The 22842-nt window shown below is 61.4% G+C and carries 17 protein-coding genes and 1 pseudogene; 14 read left to right on the top strand and 4 right to left on the bottom strand.

Annotation, left to right across the window (positions count from 1 at the left end):
• Positions 1-430: 430 nt before the first annotated feature.
• The 5 genes from RM96_RS20375 to RM96_RS20355 all read left to right on the top strand — a co-directional run bounded on the left by RM96_RS20375 (position 431) and on the right by RM96_RS20355 (position 7243).
• Positions 431-2170 (top strand): CocE/NonD family hydrolase, encoded by a 1740-nt coding sequence (locus RM96_RS20375; protein WP_039013216.1) that lies wholly within the window; start codon positions 431-433, stop codon positions 2168-2170.
• A gap of 76 nt (positions 2171-2246) precedes the next feature.
• Entirely contained in the window at positions 2247-3035 is a 789-nt protein-coding gene (locus tag RM96_RS20370) for an enoyl-CoA hydratase/isomerase family protein (RefSeq protein WP_039013215.1), read from the top strand.
• A gap of 310 nt (positions 3036-3345) precedes the next feature.
• Positions 3346-5100 (top strand): FAD-dependent oxidoreductase, encoded by a 1755-nt coding sequence (locus RM96_RS20365; RefSeq protein ID WP_039013213.1) that lies wholly within the window; start codon positions 3346-3348, stop codon positions 5098-5100.
• Positions 5101-5207: 107 nt separating this feature from the next.
• Positions 5208-6077, top strand: coding sequence for an intradiol ring-cleavage dioxygenase (locus RM96_RS20360; protein ID WP_039013224.1), 870 nt, complete (start codon positions 5208-5210; stop codon positions 6075-6077).
• Positions 6078-6175: 98 nt separating this feature from the next.
• The gene (locus RM96_RS20355) at positions 6176-7243 is read left to right on the top strand and encodes a maleylacetate reductase (RefSeq protein ID WP_039013212.1); all 1068 of its coding nucleotides are present in this window, start codon (positions 6176-6178) and stop codon (positions 7241-7243) included.
• A gap of 293 nt (positions 7244-7536) precedes the next feature.
• Here RM96_RS20355 and RM96_RS40090 read toward each other — a convergent pair.
• Positions 7537-7743: pseudogene (locus RM96_RS40090) on the bottom strand (aldo/keto reductase); the annotation flags it as partial.
• Between the two features lie 246 nt (positions 7744-7989).
• Positions 7990-8406 (bottom strand): DoxX family protein, encoded by a 417-nt coding sequence (locus RM96_RS20345; protein WP_039013210.1) that lies wholly within the window; start codon positions 8404-8406, stop codon positions 7990-7992.
• Positions 8407-9060: 654 nt separating this feature from the next.
• On the opposite strand from RM96_RS20345, the gene RM96_RS20340 reads away from it, so the two are divergent.
• Positions 9061-10266 carry a porin gene (locus RM96_RS20340; protein ID WP_238587341.1) on the top strand — a complete coding sequence of 402 codons (1206 nt, stop codon included), beginning with the start codon at positions 9061-9063 and terminating at the stop codon, positions 10264-10266.
• Between the two features lie 265 nt (positions 10267-10531).
• On the opposite strand, the gene RM96_RS20335 is transcribed toward RM96_RS20340, so the two are convergent.
• Positions 10532-10990, bottom strand: a complete 459-nt coding sequence (locus tag RM96_RS20335) for a MarR family winged helix-turn-helix transcriptional regulator (protein WP_039013222.1) — start codon at positions 10988-10990, stop codon at positions 10532-10534.
• Positions 10991-11157: 167 nt separating this feature from the next.
• Here RM96_RS20335 and RM96_RS20330 point away from each other — a divergent pair, with 167 nt between their 5' ends.
• The 6 genes from RM96_RS20330 to RM96_RS20305 all read left to right on the top strand — a co-directional run bounded on the left by RM96_RS20330 (position 11158) and on the right by RM96_RS20305 (position 19281).
• Positions 11158-12129, top strand: coding sequence for an amidohydrolase family protein (locus RM96_RS20330; protein ID WP_039013207.1), 972 nt, complete (start codon positions 11158-11160; stop codon positions 12127-12129).
• A gap of 157 nt (positions 12130-12286) precedes the next feature.
• Positions 12287-13594, top strand: a complete 1308-nt coding sequence (locus RM96_RS20325) for an MFS transporter (protein ID WP_443112266.1) — start codon at positions 12287-12289, stop codon at positions 13592-13594.
• 70 nt (positions 13595-13664) lie between these two features.
• Complete coding sequence (locus RM96_RS20320) at positions 13665-14129, top strand: (2Fe-2S)-binding protein (protein ID WP_039013219.1); 465 nt, start codon at positions 13665-13667, stop codon at positions 14127-14129.
• Positions 14060-16354, top strand: a complete 2295-nt coding sequence (locus RM96_RS20315) for a xanthine dehydrogenase family protein molybdopterin-binding subunit (protein ID WP_338011424.1) — start codon at positions 14060-14062, stop codon at positions 16352-16354. Before RM96_RS20320 ends, RM96_RS20315 begins: the two co-directional genes overlap by 70 nt.
• Before the next feature lie 77 nt (positions 16355-16431).
• The gene (locus tag RM96_RS20310; RefSeq protein WP_082016622.1) at positions 16432-18057 is read left to right on the top strand and encodes an FAD-dependent monooxygenase; all 1626 of its coding nucleotides are present in this window, start codon (positions 16432-16434) and stop codon (positions 18055-18057) included.
• A 72-nt stretch (positions 18058-18129) separates the two neighbouring features.
• The gene (locus tag RM96_RS20305) at positions 18130-19281 is read left to right on the top strand and encodes a porin (RefSeq protein WP_039013205.1); all 1152 of its coding nucleotides are present in this window, start codon (positions 18130-18132) and stop codon (positions 19279-19281) included.
• 133 nt (positions 19282-19414) lie between these two features.
• Here the strand turns inward: RM96_RS20305 and RM96_RS20300 are convergent, their stop codons facing one another.
• The gene (locus tag RM96_RS20300) at positions 19415-20110 is read right to left on the bottom strand and encodes a TetR/AcrR family transcriptional regulator (RefSeq protein ID WP_039013204.1); all 696 of its coding nucleotides are present in this window, start codon (positions 20108-20110) and stop codon (positions 19415-19417) included.
• 358 nt (positions 20111-20468) lie between these two features.
• Here RM96_RS20300 and RM96_RS20295 point away from each other — a divergent pair, with 358 nt between their 5' ends.
• Together RM96_RS20295 and RM96_RS20290 are read left to right on the top strand one after the other, a co-directional pair.
• Positions 20469-22193, top strand: coding sequence for an AMP-binding protein (locus RM96_RS20295; RefSeq protein ID WP_152624165.1), 1725 nt, complete (start codon positions 20469-20471; stop codon positions 22191-22193).
• A 62-nt stretch (positions 22194-22255) separates the two neighbouring features.
• On the top strand, positions 22256-22842 hold a 587-nt coding region (locus RM96_RS20290), incomplete at its 3' end, for a carboxyl transferase domain-containing protein (RefSeq protein WP_039013203.1).

Raw genomic sequence — 22842 nt, 5'->3', positions numbered from 1 at the left:
TTGCCGTCAAACACCCGAGGTAGGAGCCGTATGCCCGAATCGGGCTCGTACGGATCTGTGCGGGGGGTGCTCAGTAATGGGCATTCCTACCGCGATAGCACTGCGAGGTTCAGATTTCAAAGGCACCCTAAGGTGCCTTTGCCCTTTTGGCCTTCCATAAAGCTCTCGAAGGAACGGCTGAGGATCATTCTGATGCTCTGCCTTGCTTCATCGCTGGCCCATCCCCATTGGGCCAGGCAGGTATCGACGTAGAGGCTGGCAGCGCACTGCCCGGATACGGGTAGACCATGAGCGCAGTTTACCTTGCAAACTTTACGGTCGTGAAATATAGTGGTTTTGAACGACGACTGGCAACGAAGCGGGCTTCGCCTCCAAGGGGCGACTCGGCTGTCAGTTGAAGGCAAACATGCAAGCCAAAATGGAGTGAGACATGATTGAGGAGCGCGACGTCACGGTAACGATGCGAGACGGCACTCGTCTCGCGGTCGACGTCTATCGACCGGACGGTGATGGCAAGTACCCGGTGCTGTATGCCTCAGCGCTGCACAACAAGGATCTTCAGGGTCCGGACATTGCCGATGTGCTGCCACCACAGCCCGCGCATGCGCCGCTCTGGTTCGGCCCCATTGAAGCAGGGGACACTCGCCGCTTCATCGCAAATGGCTACGTGCATGTCATCGCCCAGCCGAGGGGCTCGGCGAAGTCGGAAGGACATTACGGCGAAGAGAATACGGACCATTACGACATGATCGAATGGATCACGCAGCAGCCGTGGTCGGACGGCAAGGTCGGGATGGTTGGTATCTCAGGTTTCGCCGGTGAGCAATGGCGCGCGGCCGCGCAGGGGCATCCGGCGCTCAAGGCCATCTTCCCGTACGACGCCTGCAGTGCCTATGGTGGCATGTTTGGATTTCGCGACTTCAATCCTGGTGGCGTGATTCATACCTTTCCCTACCTGCTGGACGTTTTCAGCACTGTGCACGAATCGCGCAGTGTGCCGGGCACGCTGCCGGAGGAGCAAGAGGAGCTCTGGCGTGCAGCCATGGCCAATCCCGACTACAAGATGTACATCAACCTGTACAACATCCTGACGCAGAAGGGGCAGCGGACATGGGTGATGTACCACATCATGACGAACCCCTGGGAGCCGGAGGGAACGATTGAACGGGCCGAAGACATCTTCCAGTCGATCAAGATCCCGTTCTACACAGGTTCCGGAGCCTACGCATACACCTACAAGCTGCATTGGCTGGGCGCCCAGCATTACTTCAAGAACGTCAAACAGCCAAGAAAGCTGATCTTCACCGGGCCTGCTCACCTGGAGCGGCCATTTCACCAGTACCACGACGAGGTCATTCGTTGGTATGACTACTGGCTGAAGGGTATCGACACCGCCATCATGGATGAGCCGCCCGTTCGATACTGGGTAATGGGTGCCAACGAATGGCGTACGGGCAGCGATTGGCCTTTGCCTGAAACGCAATGGACCAAGTACTACCTTTCGAGCTGGGAGAAACTTACTATGGATGCTCCCCGGCCGAGCAGCGAGGTCGGCAATGCGCAGCGAGAGCCCGATGTCTTCTCGCAAATGCCGCTCAAGATGACCTCCAAGGTCGAGCGCTTGCGATACATGACGGATCCGCTCCCGCACGACGTTCTGGTTGCGGGCCCGATTTCCCTCACGTTTTACGCGGAAATCGATCAGGCAGACACGAACTGGATTGTGGTGCTGAAGGACGTGGGGCCCGACGTATCCGTAGTCACTGCACGCGTCGGTGAACGATCCGTACCAGATACGCTGCCGGAACGGGAACTTACCCGTGGATGGCTGAAAGCGTCATATCGGGAAACCGACCCTGACCGATCCACGCCTGGAGAGCCGTTCCACAAGCTGACGAAGAACGCCATCAAGCCTGTTACGCCAGGCGAGATCGTCAAGTATGAGGTTCAGGTGCTGGCGACGGCCAACCAGTTCAAGGCCGGACATCGCATTTGCCTTGAGATCTGCAGCCTCGACGCGCCTACGGGTACCGGGGCAATGACAGATGTTGAGTACATTCCGTATCACGTCTGCAGCAGCAATACGGTCACCCACAAGATCTACCGAGACGCGGATCACCCGTCCCACTTGCTGTTGCCCCTGATCCCGCTCACGGAGCAGGCTTTATAAGCTCCATTTCGTTCATCGAACTTATTAACGCAGAAATGCATAGCGTTGGAACTGAGTAATAGCAGAGGACCAGGTCATGAAGAGCATCCGATTTGAACGTAGTGGAAGCGTCGGGAATATCGTACTCGCGAATCCGCCATACAACCGTCTGGACACACGTTTCGCCCAGTGTCTCGAGGAAGCTGTGCGCGAAGCCAGCGAAGCCGATATCCGGGTACTTGTCGTTCGCGCCGAAGGGCCGAACTTCAGCCTGGGCGGAGAGGTCCGCGAATGGCCCGGAAAAGACTTGAACTGGTTCCGTACATTTGTCGCACATGTCAACAGCTCCTACCGCGCAATCGAGGCGATCCGCGTGCCGACCGTGGCTGTCGTGCAAGGCGCTGCATTCGGTGGCGGCTTTGAACTCGCGCTGAGTTGCGACTTCATTGTCGCGGCAAGTGACGCGTTGTTCCAATGTGTTGAGGTGACGACCGCGATGCTGCCGATTGCGGGAGCCCTCCAACGGCTTGCAGAGCGCGTGGGCCGCAGTCGGGCATCCCGTTTCGCCATGCTGGGCGAACCCATTCCCGGCAGCCTGGCTGGAGAACTTGGGATTGCTACGCACGTGGCAGAACCCGATTCGCTTGAACGCGTCGCCACCGACCTCGTTTCGCGGCTATCTGACGGACCAACGCTTTCCTACGCGGCGACTCGCACGCTCCTGAAGGCCTGGTCGAGCGGCGGTGTGGCCGGCGCCGATACGGTGATGCTGGATGTGACCATGGGCCTATATAACACCGAAGATGCGATTCGGGGATTTGCCAGCACCGCCAAGGCCTTTGATGCAGACCAGGTTCCGCCAGATCTGGTCTTCCAGGGAAAATAACTGGAGCCGTTGATGGTGGGAACGCGCGAAATTGCATCGCGTTCACCGCGAACAAGCACCGCTACCGATTTATCTGGTGCAGCACATGAGACCGTGGACTCCCTTATATGTGCTGCCTCTTTTTTCCCGGACGAACTTGAATCCACGGACCCGGTAATCATCAGAAGCAGGTCGGCGTTCGCCGTGCACTGGCAAGGCCAGAACGTGACCAGGAAAGAATGGCGCCGGTCCTCGATGGCCGGTGAGGCATGTATGTAGCTGCCCCCGGATGAGAGAGGGCGTCGGCACTTATATTAGTAGGAGATGAGGTATGCCCGAAGTCAAAACCGATGTGCTGATCGTGGGAACCGGGCCGGCTGGCTCCGCCTGTGCCGCACTGCTCTCGACCTACGGTATCGAGAATATGGTCATCAACAACTATCGTTGGTTGGCCAACACGCCTCGCGCGCACATCACGAACCTGCGCACCATGGAAGTGCTTCGTGATCTTGGACAGGAGGTAGAGCAGGAGGCCTACCTGCATGCAACCAACGAGGATTTGATGGGAGGAACAGTATTCTGCGAGAGCCTGGTAGGGGAGGAAATTGGTCGTGTGCCGAGTTGGGGGGCGCATCCGCTTTCCAGGGCAGAGCGCAGGCTGTCGAGTCCTGCCAAGATGAACGATCTTCCCCAGACCTTCATGGAGCCGCTCCTGTTCAAGACGGCTTGCTCTCGTGGCACGCAGGCGCGGATGAGTACAGAGTACCTGAGCCATACGCAGACCGACGACGGCGTTGTTACGCAATGCCGTGACAAACTGACCGGCGAGGAATTCACCGTCCGCTCGAAATACCTGGTTGGCGCGGACGGCGGGAACTCCGGGGTTGCGAAGAACGCCGGTCTGCCATTCGAAGGGCAGATGGGTGTGCGCGGCTCCATGAATATCTGGTTCCGGTCCGATCTGTCCGATCTGGTCGCACATCGTCCCGCCGTTCTGTATCCGATCATGCAGCCCGGCGCGGAAGTGGGCGGCATTGGCATGGGGCTGATTCGTATGGTCAGACCCTGGAACGAATGGCTGATCGTTTGGGGCTATGACATCAGCGAGCCCACCCCGGTAGTCGATCAGGCAAGGGCCACTGAGATCGCGCGCCAATTGGTAGGCAAGCTGGATCTCGAGATCGAGCTGCTGGGTACCAGTACGTGGACGGTGAACAACATGTATGCGACCCGTATGCAGGACGGGCGCGTGTTTTGCATGGGCGATGCCACCCACCGGCACCCGCCGTCTGGCGGGCTTGGATCCAATACCTCCATCCAGGATGCATTCAATCTTGCATGGAAGCTTGCCGCCGTGATCAAAGGTCAAGCCGGCGAAGCGCTTCTGGATAGCTACTCGCCGGAGCGCGCTCCGATTGCAAAGCAGATTGTCACGCGTGCCAACCAGTCGATTGCCGAATTTGCGCCCCTCTATGAGGCGCTGGGCATTGCCGAGTCGAACGATGCGGAGGTCATGCAGGCCAATATGCATGCTCGCAGTCAGGCGACCAAGGCCGCGGAAAAGCAGCGTGAGGCAATCCGGGAAGCCCTGGTGCTCAAGCGATATGAGCTGGACGCCCACGGGGTGGAGATGAACCAGCGGTACAAGTCGGGCGCGGTCTCGACCGACGGGAGTAGCGAGCCGGCCTTCGACCGCGACCCGGAACTGTATTACCAGGCGACGACATATCCGGGGGCGCGAGTTCCGCATGCGTGGGTATTCGACGCGCGGGGGCGGCAACATTCGACGCTGGACCTGACCGGCCATGGCCGGTTCTCCCTGCTCACCGGTCTGGGAGGCGAAGCATGGGTGGACGCGGCCGCCGAGGTGGGCAAGCAGCTGGGAATCCAGATCGAAGTGCGCATTATTGGCCCGCGCCAGCAGTATGCCGATCACACCGGCGACTGGGCCCGCGCTCGGGAAGTCAGCGACAGCGGCTGCGTGCTGACACGCCCGGACCATCACGTGGCCTGGCGCAGCTTCACATTACCGCAAACGCCCGCTGAAGCACTTCTCCAGGTCATGCGTGGTGTGCTTGCCCTATAGCCGCCGAAGTCACGGAACTATGTGCCCCGAAGGGGGCGCATGGTTCCGGATTGCAATCCAGTGTGAAATCCTGGTGTGGGCAGCACCGCGAATTCAAAGGTTAGATGATGCGCAACATCAACGAAGACAACATTACCCAGGCTGTGCTTGCAGCGATGTCGGGGTGTCGCGACAAAAGGCTGTGGACGGTGATGGTGAGTCTCGTCCAGCACCTGCATTCGTTCGCCAGAGAGGTGAAGCTGACGGAAAGTGAATGGCTTGAGGGGATCAAGTTTCTCACCGGCGTTGGCCATATCACCGACGAGAGACGTCAGGAGTTCGTGCTCTTGTCCGACACGCTCGGTCTTTCCATGCTGGTGACGACTCAGAATAACCAGAAGCCTGCCGAATGTACCGAAGCTACGGTGCTAGGCCCCTTTTTCGTCAACGGTGCGCCGGAGTACGAGAACGGCGATGATATCTCCAACGGTGCAAAGGGCCTGCCATGCTTTGTTTCCGGGCGGGTCTGCGGACTCTCAGGCGAGCCGTTGGGGGACGTGGAAATCGAGGTCTGGCAATCGGACGAGGATGGTTACTACGACGTACAGTATGCAGATGTGGCGTTCCAAGGACGGGGCCGCTTACGCACCCTGTCAGATGGGCGCTTTCACTTCCGCTCTATTCTTGCAGAGGCATATCCGATTCCGCACGATGGACCTGTAGGCCGCATGCTCGAAGCGCTTGGCCGGCATCCGTGGCGGCCGGCGCATCTGCATTTCTGGATCAAGGCGCCAGGATATGAGCCGTTGATCACGCATGTGTTCCGCAACGGTGACCAGTATCTTGACTCCGATGCCGTATTCGGTGTCCGTTCATCGCTGGTCGTAGACTGGGTCGACCATCCGCCTGGGATTGCGCCGGACGGTACCCACATGGACACGGCTTTCTATACGCTTGATTACGACTTTGTTCTGAATCCCGTCGAACAGCACCAATGAAACGGTGACTTGAAGTACCAGCACTGCGAATCATTTTCACCGCCGGTGGCGGACGAAGATGGCGTATCACTCAAAACCCTTTCTGGCCGGGATCCATCGTGTCAACATCTGAATTCGTGTATAACGGCCGCGGCGCCCGTGTTGTGTTCGGCAGCGGATCACTGACCCACATTGGGCGCGAGATGCGCGAACTCGATGTTGGGCGTGCGTTGATCATATCTGGCCAGGACCAGGGGGCGCTCGTTACATCGGTTGCCGGGCAGTTGAGTGCAAGCGCGGTTGGTGTCTTCGATCGCGCTGCCATGCATGTGCCGGCCGACCTGGTCGTGGAGGCGGGCTCCGTGGCGGCGTCGTTGGAAGCCGACTGCTTGATTGCAGTCGGCGGTGGCTCTGCAATCGGTCTCGCCAAAGCGATCGCGCTTGAATCGAGTCTGCCGATCATTGCGGTACCGACTACCTATTCCGGCAGTGAAATGACGCCAATTTTCGGAATCACGGAAGGCGGGTTGAAGCGGACCGGAACCAGTTCGCGCGTGCTGCCGAAGACAGTCATCTATGATCCGAATGTAACCGTGACACTGCCAGTTGCGTTGTCCGTAACGAGCGGTATCAACGCAATTGCGCATGCGGCGGAAGGCTTATATGCCCGCGACGCAAATCCCCTGACCAGTCTCATGGCCGAAGAGGGAATCGCGGCGCTCGCGCGCAGCCTGCCCCGCATCGTCGCACGCGCGGATAATCTGCCGGGACGCTCCGATGCGCTCTACGGCGCCTGGCTTTGCGGTGCCGTGCTTGGCAGCGTTGGTATGGCTCTACATCACAAGTTGTGTCATACGCTCGGCGGGAGTTTCAACTTGCCCCACGCTGCGACACATACAGTCGTGCTGCCTCACGCCATGGCGTACAACGCTGAAGCTGCACCCGAGGCGATGAAGCGCATTGCGAGGGCCTTGGGGCATCATAGCGCCGCGCAAGGCCTATACGAGCTCGCGCGTGGAAACGGTGCGCCTGTCGCGCTGAATGAGCTTGGGATGGTCGAAGACCAACTGGACCAAGCTGCAGATATCGCATGCATCAACGCGTACTGGAACCCCCGTCCGCTGGAGCGAGACGCCATCCGGTCGTTGCTGCAGGATGCCTTTGAGGGTAAGGCGCCAGCGCGTTGATCCCTTGGTGGGCGGTCGTGTCCGAAAAGTGGGTGAGGCGCCTGGTATTCGACGCGGCTCGACGGGCAGGCCGATCCTGTGAATGCGGCCACGCCGCCGGGGTACGTAGCGAAGATTCGCCGCCTCAGACTTTGATAGGGCTTGCCCCGCCCAGAGGACCGAACGGCAACGACGCCAATGGGCCGCCAGCCCAGTGTTCCGAGATCGACCGCAAAGAAGCCCGCCTTCTCGATCAACGCGCGCACAAATGCCCGATTGAAATTGCTCACCCCGATATGCCGGACTTTTCCCACACGGACCAACTCATCAAGGGCCCCAAGCTGATCCGCAAGCGGAACCGCACTGCTAGGCCAGTGGAGCAGCAGCAGGTCGATATAGTCAGTGCGAAGCTTGCGAAGGCTCTCATCGACCGATGGTCCGAACCGGTCAGACGAGTAGTTGCTGACCCAGACCTTGGTAGTCAGGAAGACTTCCGATCCGGGTACACCGGAATCAGCCACGCCAAGCCCGACGTCGGCTTCGTTCGCATAGATTTGCGCGGTATCGCGATATGGCGGAAACCTGCCCGCACGCCAGCTGCAACGATGCTGGAAAGCGCCTCGCCACACATGCCGTAAGTGCCCAGTCCGAGGGACGGAATGCGCGCACCCCTTGCAGAAACGATTGACATTGGCGATCTCTGACAGAAAGAAGGCGTGCGGGCAACGATGTGATGGAAACAGAAGCGCTTCGACGAATCCATCCGGCTAGCGCACAGGCGCCGGCGGCGCGGCCGCGCGGGCTGGGCGCGCGTCCAGGCTGAACGCGCCTGCGCCAAAGTAGGCGATTTGCAGGAGGCCGCCGGCCATCATCACGTTCTTCAGGAAGTGGATCATCTGGTTCTGGTCGGCGAAGTTGCGATGGAAGAACACCGCCGTGGCCACGCAGAACAACGCCATTGCCAGCGACGTGAAACGGACCCGGTAGCCCGACAGCAGCAGCAAGCCGCCGCCCACCTCGACGACCACCGCCACCAGATATGCCAGTTGCGGCGCTGGCACGCCAACTGCCGAAATATGGCCAACCGTCGCGGCATACGCGCCGAGTTTGCCCAGCCCGCTCATGAGAAATGGCGCGCCGAGCAAGATGCGACCCAAAAACGGAAGAAACCGGAAACGCTCCACGACAATCTCCTGAAATGACATAACCAAGGTGGAATGCAAACAAGAGGCTCAGCCGATGTCCACCGTCACCAACTGAGAAGCTTCAGGAGGGGATACCGCGACCGTGGCTGTGTCTGTGATCGCGATGGCTCCTGGCGCTCCAGAGGCGGGCTGTCGCCCGGCCAGTTGCCCGCCGAAATCAGGGAGAGGGCGAGCGACGTAACAAGGGTATAGGCGCAACCATTGGCCGCATATGTCCAGATCGACAAAGCATCTTTGTCGTTGGCGGAACGGTGTCACCCCTTGGGAAGCGGAGTCACCGACCTCCGGGACATCTATGCTTCTTCGATCACAGCCGCATCCAGGCAAGCCGACTTCCACGATCGGTCGAATGCTCTGCGGTCATTGCCAGGTGGGCTCAGTACCCCGCAGTGCTCCAAGAATGACGCCATGGCGGGCCCCGCCCGATGTGCAGGCATGAAAATCTTCCTGGGAAGTATTCTGGGACAGGGGTGGCGTGTCGAGGTAGGAGAACAACGAAGTTGGGGGTCGGCGAGACTTCAGCCGATTTCGCTCATACGGGTCCTACGTGGAAGCCGTGGCTGGTCGTTACGGCTACGGGAAACTATCTAAGCATGGCACATTGACTTTACTTCATTTCTCTTTCAATCTTCCATGGAAGACAACGTTTCGCGCATGAACGGAGGAGACGAGGAGATGAAACGACAGTCAAAGCGGCTCGGTGGCCGTATTCAGCGGCGGGCAATGCGATGCGGACTGGCGCTTGCCGCAGCAGCCATCAGCAATGCCGCGCATGCCTATGATGGAGGGGCGCTAACGCCCGGTCTCATGTTGTATGGCCTCATCGACACGGGCGTCGAGTACGTGAACAATATAGGGCCTCAGAAATCCGGCGCAGTACGCGTGCCTTCGCTGACCGCATCCTTTCCTTCGCGCTGGGGCCTGCGAGGTATCGAGGACCTGGGCGCGGGTTACAAGTCGATCTTCGTGCTTGAATCCGGTTTTGCACCCGATACGGGCTCCCTGAACCAGAACGGGCGCCTGTTTGGCAGGCAGGCTTACGTGGGCCTGGTCGGGCCCTGGGGCGCTGTCTCGGTAGGCCGCCTGTATTCGCAGATCTACTACTCGTTGATCGGCGATACCCTGGGGCCGAATATCTTCGCGGCCGGGTTGCTCGACACCTACCTGTCGACCGCGCGGGTTGACAACGCCATTGACTACACCTTGAGCCTCGGCGGGTTCACTGTGGCCGCCACCTATTCGCTGGGACGCGACGCGGTGGCGCCCCCGGTGGCTGGAGGCTGCGCGGGTGAATTGCCTGCGGACTATCGGGCGTGCAAGGCCATGTCGTTATTGCTCAAGTACGAAGCACCGACCTGGGGGGTAGCCGGCGCTTTCGATCGGAACTATGGGGGCGCCGGCACGGGTTCCCCGCTACCGAATAGCTCGCAGACCGATACGCGCGGGCTGATCAACGGTTATGTGAAGTTTGGAACCGCCACCATCGGTGCAGGCTACCTTCACCGAATCAATCACGGCGTCGTTGCGCCCGGTGTCGTCAACAAGACAAGCGACTACTGGTGGATTGGTGGCGTCTATCTTCCGGTTCCGCAAGTCGCGCTCGATCTGCAATACGGGCATCTGTCGGTGAGTGGCACCCAACTCGGCGCATCCGTCATTGCTGCGCGTGCCTCGTATCTTTTCTCCAAGAGGACTGCCGTGTATGTTACGGCGGGCCACACATTCAATCAGCGTGATTCGACAATTACGGTTGATGGCGGGGCGCTTCCAGGGGCTTCGAATCCCTTGCCTGGCGTAGATCAGACCGGGGTCCTGGTGGGCATTCGTCACAAATTCTGACCCCCGGATAACCCGCCGCTGCTAACGTGGTTGCCGGAGCGATGGGTGCGGGCTTCGCTGGTGACGCCATAGCCGGACTATTCGCCAAATCGATTGGCGCCGAATTTTGGTGGCCGTCCGTACCCGTTATTGGATTGACGGCCTTTGCGCCGGCATTGCGGATGTGCGCGCCCGGCGCCATCCCACAAGGTATCAACACGCTATCGCGCCAGGCGTGCGTGAGTGTGGCCAGCCAACACGAAAGGGCGCGATCCGCGCGGAAGACTCAGGGCAGATCGTCGAGTCCTTCGGCGTTCTCGTACAACCTGAGCAGCATATCGCGCAGCACCTTGACTTCGTTCGGCGTGAACCCGGTCAGGAGTACCGACTCGTGACGCTTCGCAACCGGGACGATGCTCAGAGCAAGCTCTTGCCCCTTCTCGGTCAGGACAACCCTGATTGACCTTCCATCCGTCGCACTCTTCTCGCGCCTGACCAGTGCCTGGCTCTCGAGGCGGTCGATGATCCGCGAGAGAGCCGAAATGTCAGACGATGCGTGCAGAGACAGTTCCGACAGCGTCTGGCCCGGAACGTACAGCAGCGATGCGCAGACGCGCCACTCGCTGAGGTTCAGGCCGAACGGCTTCAGTGCCTTGGCGAACGCGTTGCCCATTCGGCTGCCGGCACGTGCCATCAGGAAGGGGATTGCTCTTTCCAGCTCTTGTGGTCGCTTGAGTGTGTTCACGGTCGTCACCACCCCTAGGGTATACGTGAGCAGATGTACTTGAAAAATCAATTATACTTCGTCGCAAGATACTTGAAAAATCAAGTAATGTCTCGCTGAACGAACTGAATTGCGCGATCGATCTCGTCCTCCTGGCGAGGGTGGGAAAATCGCGCGGGAGCTTGGTTATGAGGAACAAGATTGCACTTGAGGAACACTTCGCGACGGACCTGACGATAGAACAGTCAAGGATTTATGCGCCGCCACCATTCTGGGAGAGGTTGAAGTCCGATCTGATGGATATGGAGCAGCAGCGACTCGAGCGGATGGATCAGGGCGGAACCGAGTATTCGATCCTGTCGCTCAACTCGCCAGGCATCCAGGGGATCCCGGACGCGACGGAAGCGATCGATGTGGCGCGGCGAGCCAACGACATCCTCGCCGAGCAGGTTTCGCGCCATCCCTCCCGCCTCGGTGGCTTTGCTGCACTGCCCATGCAGGATCCGGAAGCCGCGGCGCGGGAACTGGAGCGCTGCATCAGGGAGCTTGGCTTCCACGGCTTCATGGTCAATGGGTTCTCGCAGGTGGGCGATGCCGAAAACGTCGTGTACTACGATGCCCCGCAGTACACGGATTTCTGGGCCACCGCCGCAGCGCTTGGCAAGCCTTTCTACATGCACCCGCGGGATCCGCTGCCGTCTCGTGAACCGATCTACGATGGCTTTCCGTGGCTGACCGCCGCGACCTGGGCGTTTGCGGTCGAGACCAGTATTCACGCGTTGCGACTGATGACGTCCGGCCTGTTCGACCGCAATCCCGGGCTGCAGATGATCCTTGGTCATCTTGGCGAGGGAATCCCGTTCAACGTCTGGCGCGTCGACCACATCCTCCGGAAGGCGCCACGAGGGCTGCCATGCAAACGGACCGTGGGCGACTATCTGCGCGAGAACGTCTACGTCACCACCAGCGGGAATTTCAGGACCCAGACACTCCTGTCCACGATGCTGGAGATGGGCAGCGACCGGATCATGTACTCGGTCGACTATCCGTTCGAAACGCACGACGACGCTGCGGGGTGGTTCGATTCGTGCTCGATCAGCGACACCGACCGGGTGAAGATCGGCCGGGACAATGCAAGACGCCTGTTTGGACTGGTGTGAGAAGGGGCGCTCCTCCCGTGAGGGGGGGCTTCCTTTCGTCTTCGGACTCCATGGTTAAACGGAACGAGGTGCCATCTTGACTCCCAGTACTCACAGACAAGCCCAGGAATCCGGCTCCGGGGTCATCGACATTGCAACGCTGATCGACACCCGGCCAATGAGTGCCTTTCAGAAATGGATCATGGTGCTGATCGGCTGCACCGTCGTAATGGACGGCTTTGACATACAGGCGCTGGGCTTTGTCGCGCCCGCGATTGTTCAAGCCTGGCAGATCAGTCCCGCAAGTCTCGGCCCGGTATTCGGTGCGGGATTGTTCGGCATGCTTGCGGGATCCATCGTGCTCGGTGCCATGTCTGATCGCATCGGGCGGCGTCCGGTACTGATCGGTGCGACCGTCTTCTACGGCCTGTGCATGTTGTCCACCCCCCTGGTCCAGACGATTCCTCAGTTCCTGGTGATTCGCTTCCTGACGGGATTCGGCATTGGCGGCGTGATGGGCAACGCCATCGCGCTGGTAAGCGAATACAGTCCGCAGAAGCGGCGGGCGTCATTGATGACCTGGGTTTCATGTGGTTTCACCGCTGGTGCAATCGCCAGCGGAGTGCTCAGTGCGGCCGTGGTCCCGACAGCGGGCTGGAAATCGATCTTCGTCGTCGGTGGCGTCGTGCCACTCATCGTTGCCGTGGCGATGTTGAAGATTCTGCCGGAATCCTTGCAGCTGCTTGTGATCAAGCGAAGTGATCCGCGGAGGATTGCCCAATGGCTCGGGCGCATCGCACCGGATGTACAGGTTGGCGCGTCAACCAGCTTCACTGCGCACGGGCAGGCAAGCGCGAAGGCGTCAGTCGGCGAACTCTTCAGGAGCGGCAGAGGGACCACGACATTGCTGCTGTGGGGGATCAACTTTGCGAACCTCCTCGATCTCTTTTTCCTGTCGAACTGGCTTCCGATGCTGTCGCTGCGCATCGGAGACGGCAGCGGGACTGCGGTGCTCATCGGTACCTCATTGCAGGTCGGCGGTACTGTAGGCGCGCTGCTGATGGGCCCGTTGATGGACCGCTTCGGCTTCTATCGCGTATTGACGGTCAGCTTCCTGGTCGCAACGGTTGCGGTGGCCGCAGTCGGCCTGCCGGATATGTCGCTGGGTCTGCGCTACGCGGTCGTGCTGATTAGCGGGGTCTGCATCGTCGGAGGGCAGCCGGCCATTAACGCCTTGACTGCCACGTTGTATCCGACTTCGCTCCGTGCAACCGGGGTGGGCTGGAGCCTTGGCGTCGGTCGGGCCGGGTCGATCGTAGGCCCCGTGGTAGCGGGCCAGCTCATTGAACTGCACTGGTCGAACACCGCCTTGTTCGTTGCGGCGGCAGTGCCGGCCCTGGCCGCCTGTCTCATGCTGGTGATGCTCGCCGGCGTGACCGGTGGGCGTAGAAGGGGCAAGGAATCGCAGCCGGTCCTGGACCATTGACGGCAACCGATTCAGGAAACATGGGTTCAGGGACTTGAATGCCGCCGCCAGCGGCGTTGTGGGAGCGAACATGAGCATCTCGATCACGGTGAACGGGAAACGTCACCTTCTTGCGGTACCCGCCGATACGCCACTGCTTTATGCCCTGCGCAATGACATCGGGCTGAATGGTGCCAAGTTTGGCTGTGGCGAAGCCCAGTGCGGCGCCTGCACGATCATGGTCGGCAAGAGTGCGACACGCGCATGTGTCTTCCCCGTTGGCGCGGTTGGTACGCAGCACGTGAGCACCGTGGAGGGCCTCGGCAATGGCCAGCGGCTTCATGCACTGCAAAAGGCCTTCCTTGCCGAGCAGGCCGCGCAATGCGGCTACTGTTCGAGTGGAATGCTGATGGCCGCGAAGGCATTGCTCGACCGGAACCCGGATCCGGACGAGGCGACCATCAGGCGCGAGATGTCCGGTCAGAAATGCCGGTGCGGCGTTCACAATCGAATCGTTCGCGCGATCCGGCGCGCTGCGGAGGAACTGCGCGGATGAGTTCCATCAAGCTTTCCAGGCGGGCCTTCGGCAAGCTGGCCGGCGCGGTCGTCGCTTCGTTTGCGCTCGCACCATTCGCGGAGTCGGCGTTGGCGGAGCCGGAGCTGCCGATCGATCTGCGCGCCAACCGCAGGCTCGACGGCTGGATACGGATTGACGCCGAAGGCAACATTGTCATCTTTACCGGAAAGGCGGAACTGGGCCAGGGCATTCTGACTGCGCTCACGCAGATTGCCGCCGAAGAACTGGATGTGGATCCCGCGCGCGTCCGCATCATTTCCGCGGATACGACGCGCAGCCCAAATGAGGGATATACCTACGGCAGTCAATCGATCGAACGCAGCGGGGCGGCATTGCGCGTCGCTGCTGCCGACGCGCGTGCGGCATTGCTGGGCACAGCTGCCAGGCGGCTTGACGTTTCGCCGTCGGGGCTTAGGGTCGAGAATGGCGGCATTGTGTCTGCCGACGGGCGCCGCGTCACTTACGCGGAAATCGTCAGGGACGAACATGAGCTTCTCGCACGCGAGGTGACTGCCTCCGGTGTTCCGAAGCCGCCATCGGAATACAAGCTGGTCGGCAAGTCGCTGCCGCGTATCGACTTGCCGGCGAAGTTCACGGGCGGTGCCGCATTCGTTCAGGACATGCGCTTTGCCGGCATGCTGTTCGGCCGGATAGTTCGCCCGCCGCGATACGGCGCGAAGCTCGTCGCGGTTGACGACGCGGCGATCAGGCGGCTGCCGGGCGTCGTCGCCATCGTTCGCAATGGCAACTTCCTTGGCGTGATGGCCGAGCGCGAGGAGCAGGCGATCCGTGCGCGCAGGGCATTGCGAGATGCCGCGCAGTGGAGCGATGACCATGTGCCGTTGCCGGACGTGGATCATCTCCAGCAGGCGCTGCCCGGGTGGTCGAGCGATGATTCGGTGGTTGGCATAGACGGGCAGGACATCGCCGCGTCGGACGCCGCTATTCAACTCGAAGCGGCGTATTCCCGGCCGTACTTGTCCCACGCATCGATCGGCCCATCGTGTTCCGTGGCGCTGTTCAGGGACGGGCGCATGACCGTGTGGTCCCACACACAGGGGGCGTTTCCGCTACGCGGCGATCTCGCAACGGTGCTTGGCTTGCCCTCGACCGCGGTCGATGTGGTGCATGTTCCCGGGGCGGGCTGCTATGGCCACAATGGCGCCGACGACGTCGCGCTCGATGCGGCGCTGCTTGCCCGTGAAGCGGCGGGCCGGCCGGTGAAGGTGCAATGGATGCGCGACGATGAATTCGCTTGGGCGCCAATCGGCCCGGCCATGATAATGCGGGCGAAGGCTGCACTTTCCAGAAGCGGACGGATCGAGGACTGGAATTATGACGTATGGAGCAATTCGCACGCCATGCGGCCAGGACAACCCGGCGGTGTGAATCTCCTGGCCGCCTGGCACCTTGCCAAGCCTTTCCCGCCATCGGCGCCAGCGCGGATTCCACAACCGTTCGGGAACGGCGATCGCAACGCCGTGCCGGTCTACGATCTGCCGCGTAGGAAGGTAACCAATCATCAACTGGTCGATGCACCCGTGCGCAATAGTTCGCTGCGTACCTTGGGCGCATACGGCAACGTCTTCGCGATCGAATCGTTCATGGACGAGCTGGCCCTTGCCGCCAATATCGATCCTGTTGCGTTCCGCCTGGCACACCTGAGTGATGCGCGCGCGATCGCGGTGGTGCGGGAGGCGGCTGGCCGTGCGGGCTGGAAGCCCGGGACGAAAGGCGACGGGCAGCGCGGACGTGGCTTTGCCTATTCGCGCTATGAAAACCATCAGGCCCATGTGGCAATCGTCCTCGATGTGCACGTTAGCCGTTCAACGGGTGTCATCAGAGTGACAAACGTGACTGCGGTAGCGGATGTGGGCCGTGTGGTGAATCCCGATGGCGCGAAGAGCCAGCTCGAGGGCGGGATCGTTCAGGCACTGAGCTGGGCGCTCAAGGAGCGGGTCATGTTCAACCGCAAGGAAATCACCACGCGCGGCTGGCAGGACTATCCAATCCTGACCTTTGCCGAGGTGCCGCCAATCGACGTCACGTTACTGGACCGTCCAGACGAGCCGTCGCTCGGCGCTGGCGAATGTTCACTCGGCCCGACGGCCGGCGCGCTGGGCAATGCGGTGGCGAATGCGATCGGCACCCGACTGCGCGATTTGCCGCTTGTGCCGAAGACGCTGCTGGAACGCCTGGCCTGACAGGTGTCCATCAGGGGGGCGAGGCCCCGGGGAATGCAAGGCACGCGGGGATGACTCACGGTGCACGGAGGTCGTACGTGGAAACACAAGTCATCATCGTCGGGGCTGGGCCAGTCGGTCTGACGCTCGCGATCGACCTTGGTCGGCGCGGCATCGACTGTGTCCTGATCGAGCAGAAGGCAGCGCCCCATTTCCTGCCGAAGATGGAGCGCTGCAACGCGCGAACCATGGAGATCTTTCGCAGGCTGGGCCTCGCAGACCGCATCAGAGCCGCCGGGATGCCCGAGGACATTCCCATGGACATCCAGATCATTCGCTCGATGGCGGAGCCACCGATTCTGCGGTTGCCCTATCCATCCGTGGCGGAGGCGCGCGTGCGCACGCGCCAGAGCAACGATGGCGGGCTGCCCCTTGAGCCCTATCAGCTGATCTCGCAGTACACGCTGGAGCCGCTCTTGCTGGAGGAAGCCGAGCGGCTGCCGACGATCAGGGTGATGCGGAACACGACGTTTCTCGAGTTCACCGAGCAATCGATGGGCGTCTCGGTGACGGTCAATGGCTCGGAGGGCGGGCGGAGCACCTTGACGGCGAGCTATCTCGTCGGCTGCGATGGTGGTTCAAGCCGCGTACGCAAGCAGCTTGGCATCCGGCTGCAGGGCGAAGGCGACATCGCGCGCCTGCGGCAGGGTCTGTTCTATTGCGAGCAGCTTTACGAACGGCTGCTGATGGGAAAAGGGCCGGGGCGCGGGCGACATTACCTGGTGGCTGGCGGACCGCCGACGTTCATGATCATGCAGGATTCGACCCGTCACTGGACCGTTCATTCCGCAGTCGAAAGCAACGAGGAAATGCGGAAGATGTTCGAGCGGATCATCGCCGCGCCGCTTCCCTATGAGATGTTGTACTGCGCGGAATGGCGCCAGAACCTGCTGCTGGCCGAGCGCTATGGAAAGGGGCGGGTTTTTCTCGCTGGCGATGCGGTGCATCTGGTCATCCCTACGGGCGGCCTCGGCATGAACACGGGCGTCGGCGATGCCGCGGACCTTGCGTGGAAGCTGGCAGCGACGCTGGAAGGGTGGGGCGGCCCGGAACTGCTTCCTTCCTATGAAGCCGAACGGCGGCAGATCGGCGAACGCGTGGTAGGCGCGTCGCGCTACGCCTCACTGGGCTATCGGGCCTGGCTGGCCGAGGTCCGGCCGGAAATTGGCGACGATACACCCGAAGGCGCTTCCGCACGTGCGCATCTTGCCGAAATCGCTGACGTGGAGCAGCGCAAATCGAACGAGATGATTGGTGCGGAACTTGGCTACCGGTACGTGGACTCGCCCATTATCGGCAATGTGCCAGGCGGGCCGCAGCATGACCTGCGCGTCTATCAGCCGACCAGCTGGCCTGGCGCGCGCCTTCCGCACATGTGGCTCACCGACGCTAGCGCCATCCAGGATCGGTTGCGCCCGGATCGCTACACGCTGGTCGACGTCTCGGGTAAGCATGATCCGACGCCGCTCGCAAGCGCTTTCAAGGCATTGGGGGCACCGCTCGACGTGCTCGTCGTCCCGGATCCGGCGCTGTGCGGCGTCTATGAGCGCGACCTCATTCTTGTTCGGCCGGACATGCACGTCGCGTGGCGAGGCGACCGGTTGCCGGAGAGCGCGAACGATCTCGCTGCGTTGGTGACAGGGCGCCGTGGCGGCTTTGCTTAGCCGCTTTGGGGCGCTGGTTGCCCGACTCGTTCCGGCCAGAAAGATAACAATCACACAGGGGGAGGAGAGAGTATGGATTCAGTTCCGGTTCGGTCCAATGGCCGGTTGCGCATGCGCGCTGCATGGTGCGGTCTGACAGCGTTTGCAGCGTTCGCATCCGGATCCGCGCAGGCACAGAACTCAAGCGGGGCATTGGCACCGGGTATGACGCTGTACGGCATCATTGACAGCGGCGTCGAATACGTGAACAACATTGGTCCCCAGAGGAACAGCGTGGTTCGCATGCCCCAGCTCACGGGATCGCTGCCTTCGCGGTGGGGGTTGCGAGGCGTCCAGGACATGACGAATGATCTGAAGTCGATCTTCGTACTGGAGTCGGGATTTGCGCCGGCGCAGGGCACCCTGAACCAGAACGGCCGCCTGTTCGGCAGGCAAGCGTACGTGGGACTGATCGGGCCATGGGGAGCGGTGACCGTTGGCCGCATGTATTCGCAGATCTTCTGGTCCTTGATCGGCGACACATTGGCGCCCAATATTTTTGCGGCCGGCCTGCTCGATACCTACCTCACGGCTGCGCGTGTCGATAACGCTATCGACTATACCGTCACGTTTGCCGGATTCACCTTTGGCACGACCTATTCGTTCGGGCGTGACGCAGTTGCCCCAGCGGTTGCCGGAGGGTGCGCTGGCGAATCGCCGACAGACTGGAGGGCCTGCAAGGCGATATCGGCAATGTTGAAGTACGAAGCGCCAACCTGGGGCGTGGCAACTGCTATCGATCGCAACTATGGAGGCAGTGGTGCCGGCACCGCGCTACCACGGAGTTCGCAGGCCGACACCCGTAGCGTCATCAATGGCTTTGTGAAGTTCGGCACCGCAACCATCGGCGCGGGTTTTCTCCACCGGAACAATCAGGGATCCGGCAATCCGAGCAGCAATTACTGGTGGCTCGGGGCTACTTACCTGCCCATACAGCAGGTCGCGCTCGACGTGCAGTTTGGCCGCCTGACCGTGAGGGAGAGCGCAACCGGCGGATCGGTCATCGCTGCACGCGCGATGTACATGCTGTCCAAGCGTTCGGCCGTGTACGTTACGGCGGGACGTATGTTCAACCAGCGCGATGCAACGTTCACGATCGATGGGGGCGCCATTGGCACGGTGTCGCTTCCGTCGCCGGGCGTGAATCAGACGGGGGCCCTGGTGGGCATTCGCCATAGGTTCTGAGGCAAATGGAAAGGCGCCCTGGACATCCACCGCTGGAAAGAATGGCCAGGGAAATTCTGATCAAACGTCAGCCTGCCTGAGGAAGGAATCTCCTTCCTCAGGCGCAGGGGTCTCGCTTTGTCCCTTCCGGCAATCAGGAGCCTTCAACCTTCCTCAGGGCTGCGCCGACTTCGCCATAAAAAGCCCGCAGCTTTTCCACTTCGATATTCACCGGCAGCAATGCGGGCCACAGCAAGGCCACCATGTCGCTGGCGGTCTTATCGATATCGATGTCCCGCTGTCGTGCGATCGCATCCCAAAGGATATGCTCCATCGGCCCGAGAATGGCCGAGCGCATCAGGCTCAGCGGCAGGTCGCCGCGAATCTCGCCGTTCTGTCTGCCGCGCGCCAGCAGGTCCATCAGGGGGGCCGTATAGCGGCGTTGCAGCGGCACGAATACATCCCCGAGGTCCGGCCCCTTGGCTCGTCCTTCGGACAGGACCAGGGCGCAAAGTCCCGTTCCCTGAATCAGGAACAGCTGCAGGTGCGTCTTCACGTAGAACGCCAGTTGTGCCTTGGTGCTCTGGCCGTAGGGCATGCCGCGCTCGAGGGTGTCGATGATTTCGTCGTACCAGTCTTCGATCACCCGCACACAGAGCTCGCGCTTGCCATGGAAGTAGGTGAAGACGGTCGCCTCGGAGACGCCCAGGCGTTGGGCAATCTCGGTGGTCGTGGTTCTTTCGTAGCCCGACTCGGCGAACACCTCGCGGCTGACCCGCAGGATATCGCGGATGCGTTGTTCTGCCTTGGCGCCGGCCGGTACGCGGCGAGGGGAGGTGATCTCTTCCATGTGTCCTGGGCTCAACTTGCGCAACGTGACAATTGTAGCGTCGGCGCCGACGGCGCTTCGACCCCATGGCCTCCATCAGCCGAAAGGGCCTGCCTGTGGGCAGAGGCGAGTGTTGCACGCCTCCGCAATAATCTGAGTATAGCTCAAATTTTTCTTGAATCTTCCAGGGAAGACGTATACCTTTACTTCGTCGGGCCGCAAGTTCGCTGAGATCGCCGTCAGATTCGCTTGGAATTCTTGAGGTATTAGGGGTAAACCCGTTAATCAAGAATCAAAAGTTGCGTGCTGCAGGAATTGAGCGATACTCACAAATTATCATCGGCACGGAACACGGACCCCCCGAGCTTTGGAGACAAGTATGACGATGCATGGCGAGCCACTTCCCACTATCCTGCCGATCGGCGGGCTGTCGCATGTACGGGGCGATACCACCGTCCCGTTGTCCGAACAGACTTTGTCGATGTTGCTGGCGCAGGCGGTGGCGGCCTTCCCTGAGCGCGAAGCGGTGGTCTTCCGGGAGCAGGGCGTGCGCTGGAGCTGGCGGGAGTTCGCCGAGGCGGTCGACAGCCTCGCAGCGGGCCTGCATGCGCTGGGCATGGTGAAGGGGGACCGTATCGGCATCTGGTCGCCCAACCGGGCCGAGTGGCTGTTGACAATGTTCGCCACGGCGCGGCTGGGGCTGGTGCTGGTGAACGTTAACCCGGCCTACCGGCTTGCGGAGCTCGAGTACGCGCTGAACAAGGTCGGCGTCAAGGCAATCGTCGCGGCCGAGTCCTTCAAGACCTCCCGCTACCTGGAGATGCTGCAGGCGCTGGCGCCGGAACTGGCGACCAGCGAGCCGGGCGCCCTGCAGGCGGCGCGGCTGCCGTCGCTGCGCTGGGTCGTCCGCATGGGCGACGGGCAGACGGCCGGCATGATTCGCTATGCCGATGTGCTGGCCAAAGGTGAGGGCGTGCCGCGTGAAACGCTGGACGCCATCACCGCGCAGCTCGACCGGCATGACCCGATCAACGTGCAGTTCACCAGCGGCACCACCGGCGCACCCAAGGGCGCCACGCTCACGCACCGCAATATCGTCAACAACGGACGCTTCATCGCCATGGCGATGCGCCTCTCCGAGCAAGACAAGCTCTGTGTGCCGGTGCCGTTCTACCACTGCTTCGGCATGGTGCTGGCGGTGCTGGCCTGCGTTTCCACCGGCGCGGCGATGGTGTTTCCCGGCGAGGCCTTCGACCCGGAAGCGACCATGCAGGCAGTGAGTGAAGAGCGTTGTACTGCACTGCACGGCGTGCCGACGATGTTCATAGCGCAGCTCGACCACCCGCGCTTCGGCGACTACGATTTCTCTTCGCTTCGCACCGGCATCATGGCCGGCTCGCCTTGCCCCATCGAGACGATGAAGCGTGTCGTCTCGCAGATGCACATGTCCGAGGTGACGATTGCCTACGGCATGACCGAGACCAGCCCGGTCTCGTTCCAGAGCAGCACCACCGATCCGCTGGATAAGCGCACCACCACCGTGGGCCGCATCCAGCCGCATGTGGAAGTCAAGATCGTGGACGCGGACGGCGCTACGGTGCCGGTCGGCGAGAAGGGCGAGCTGTGCACGCGCGGCTACTCGGTCATGCTGGGCTACTGGGACGACGAGGCCCGCACCGCCGAATCCATCCGCGATGGCTGGATGTATACCGGCGACCTGGCCACCATCGATGAAGCGGGCTACTGCAATATCGTCGGCCGCGTGAAGGACATGCTCATCCGCGGCGGCGAGAACATCTACCCGCGCGAGATCGAGGAGTTCCTGTTCCGCCATCCCAAGGTACAGGCCGTTCAGGTGTTCGGCGTGCCCGATCAGAAGTACGGCGAGGAGGTGTGCGCGTGGATCGTCCTCAAGCCCGGCGAGAGCGCCACCGAAGACGAGATCCGCGAGTTCTGCCGCAGCCAGATCGCCCATTACAAGATTCCGCGCTACATCCGCTTTGTCGACGAGATGCCCCTGACCGTGACCGGCAAGGTGCAGAAGTTCGTGATGCGCGACCAGATGGTGCGCGAGCTGAACCTCAGTGAATCCAGGACCGCCTGATTCCGCCGCCTGATCCAACGTTATCCACATTCATTACCGAAACTAGACTGGCAGAGACCGATATGGCGGCAATTGAGACGAAGCTGAACGCGCGTTCCGAAGCGTTCAAGACCAATGCGCAGGCAATGCAGTCGCTGGTCGCCGACCTGGAGGCGAAGATCGCCAGGTTAGCCGAGGGCGGCGGCGAGGCAGCCCGGGACAAGCACTTGTCGCGCGGCAAGCTGCTGCCGCGCGACCGCGTGCAGCAACTGCTCGATCCGGGCACGCCGTTCCTGGAGCTGTCGCAGCTTGCCGCCTACGACATGTACGACGATGCCGCGCCCGGCGCCGGCATCATCACCGGCATCGGCCGCGTGGCGGGCCAGGAATGCGTGATCGTCTGCAACGACGCCACCGTCAAGGGCGGCACCTACTACCCGCTCACGGTGAAGAAGCATGTGCGCGCGCAGGAGATCGCCGAGCAGAACAACCTGCCGTGCATCTACCTGGTCGATTCCGGCGGCGCCAACCTGCCCAACCAGGACGATGTGTTCCCGGACCGCGACCACTTTGGCCGCATCTTCTACAACCAGGCCAACCTGTCCAAGCAGGGCATCCCGCAGATCGCGGTGGTGATGGGCTCGTGCACGGCCGGTGGCGCGTATGTGCC

It is taken from the genome of Cupriavidus sp. IDO, from assembly GCF_000812465.1.
In the GTDB taxonomy this organism is placed as follows: Bacteria; Pseudomonadota; Gammaproteobacteria; order Burkholderiales; family Burkholderiaceae; genus Cupriavidus.
Note: the sequence above shows the minus strand (reverse complement) of the source record. Positions and strands in the feature narration are given on the sequence as shown.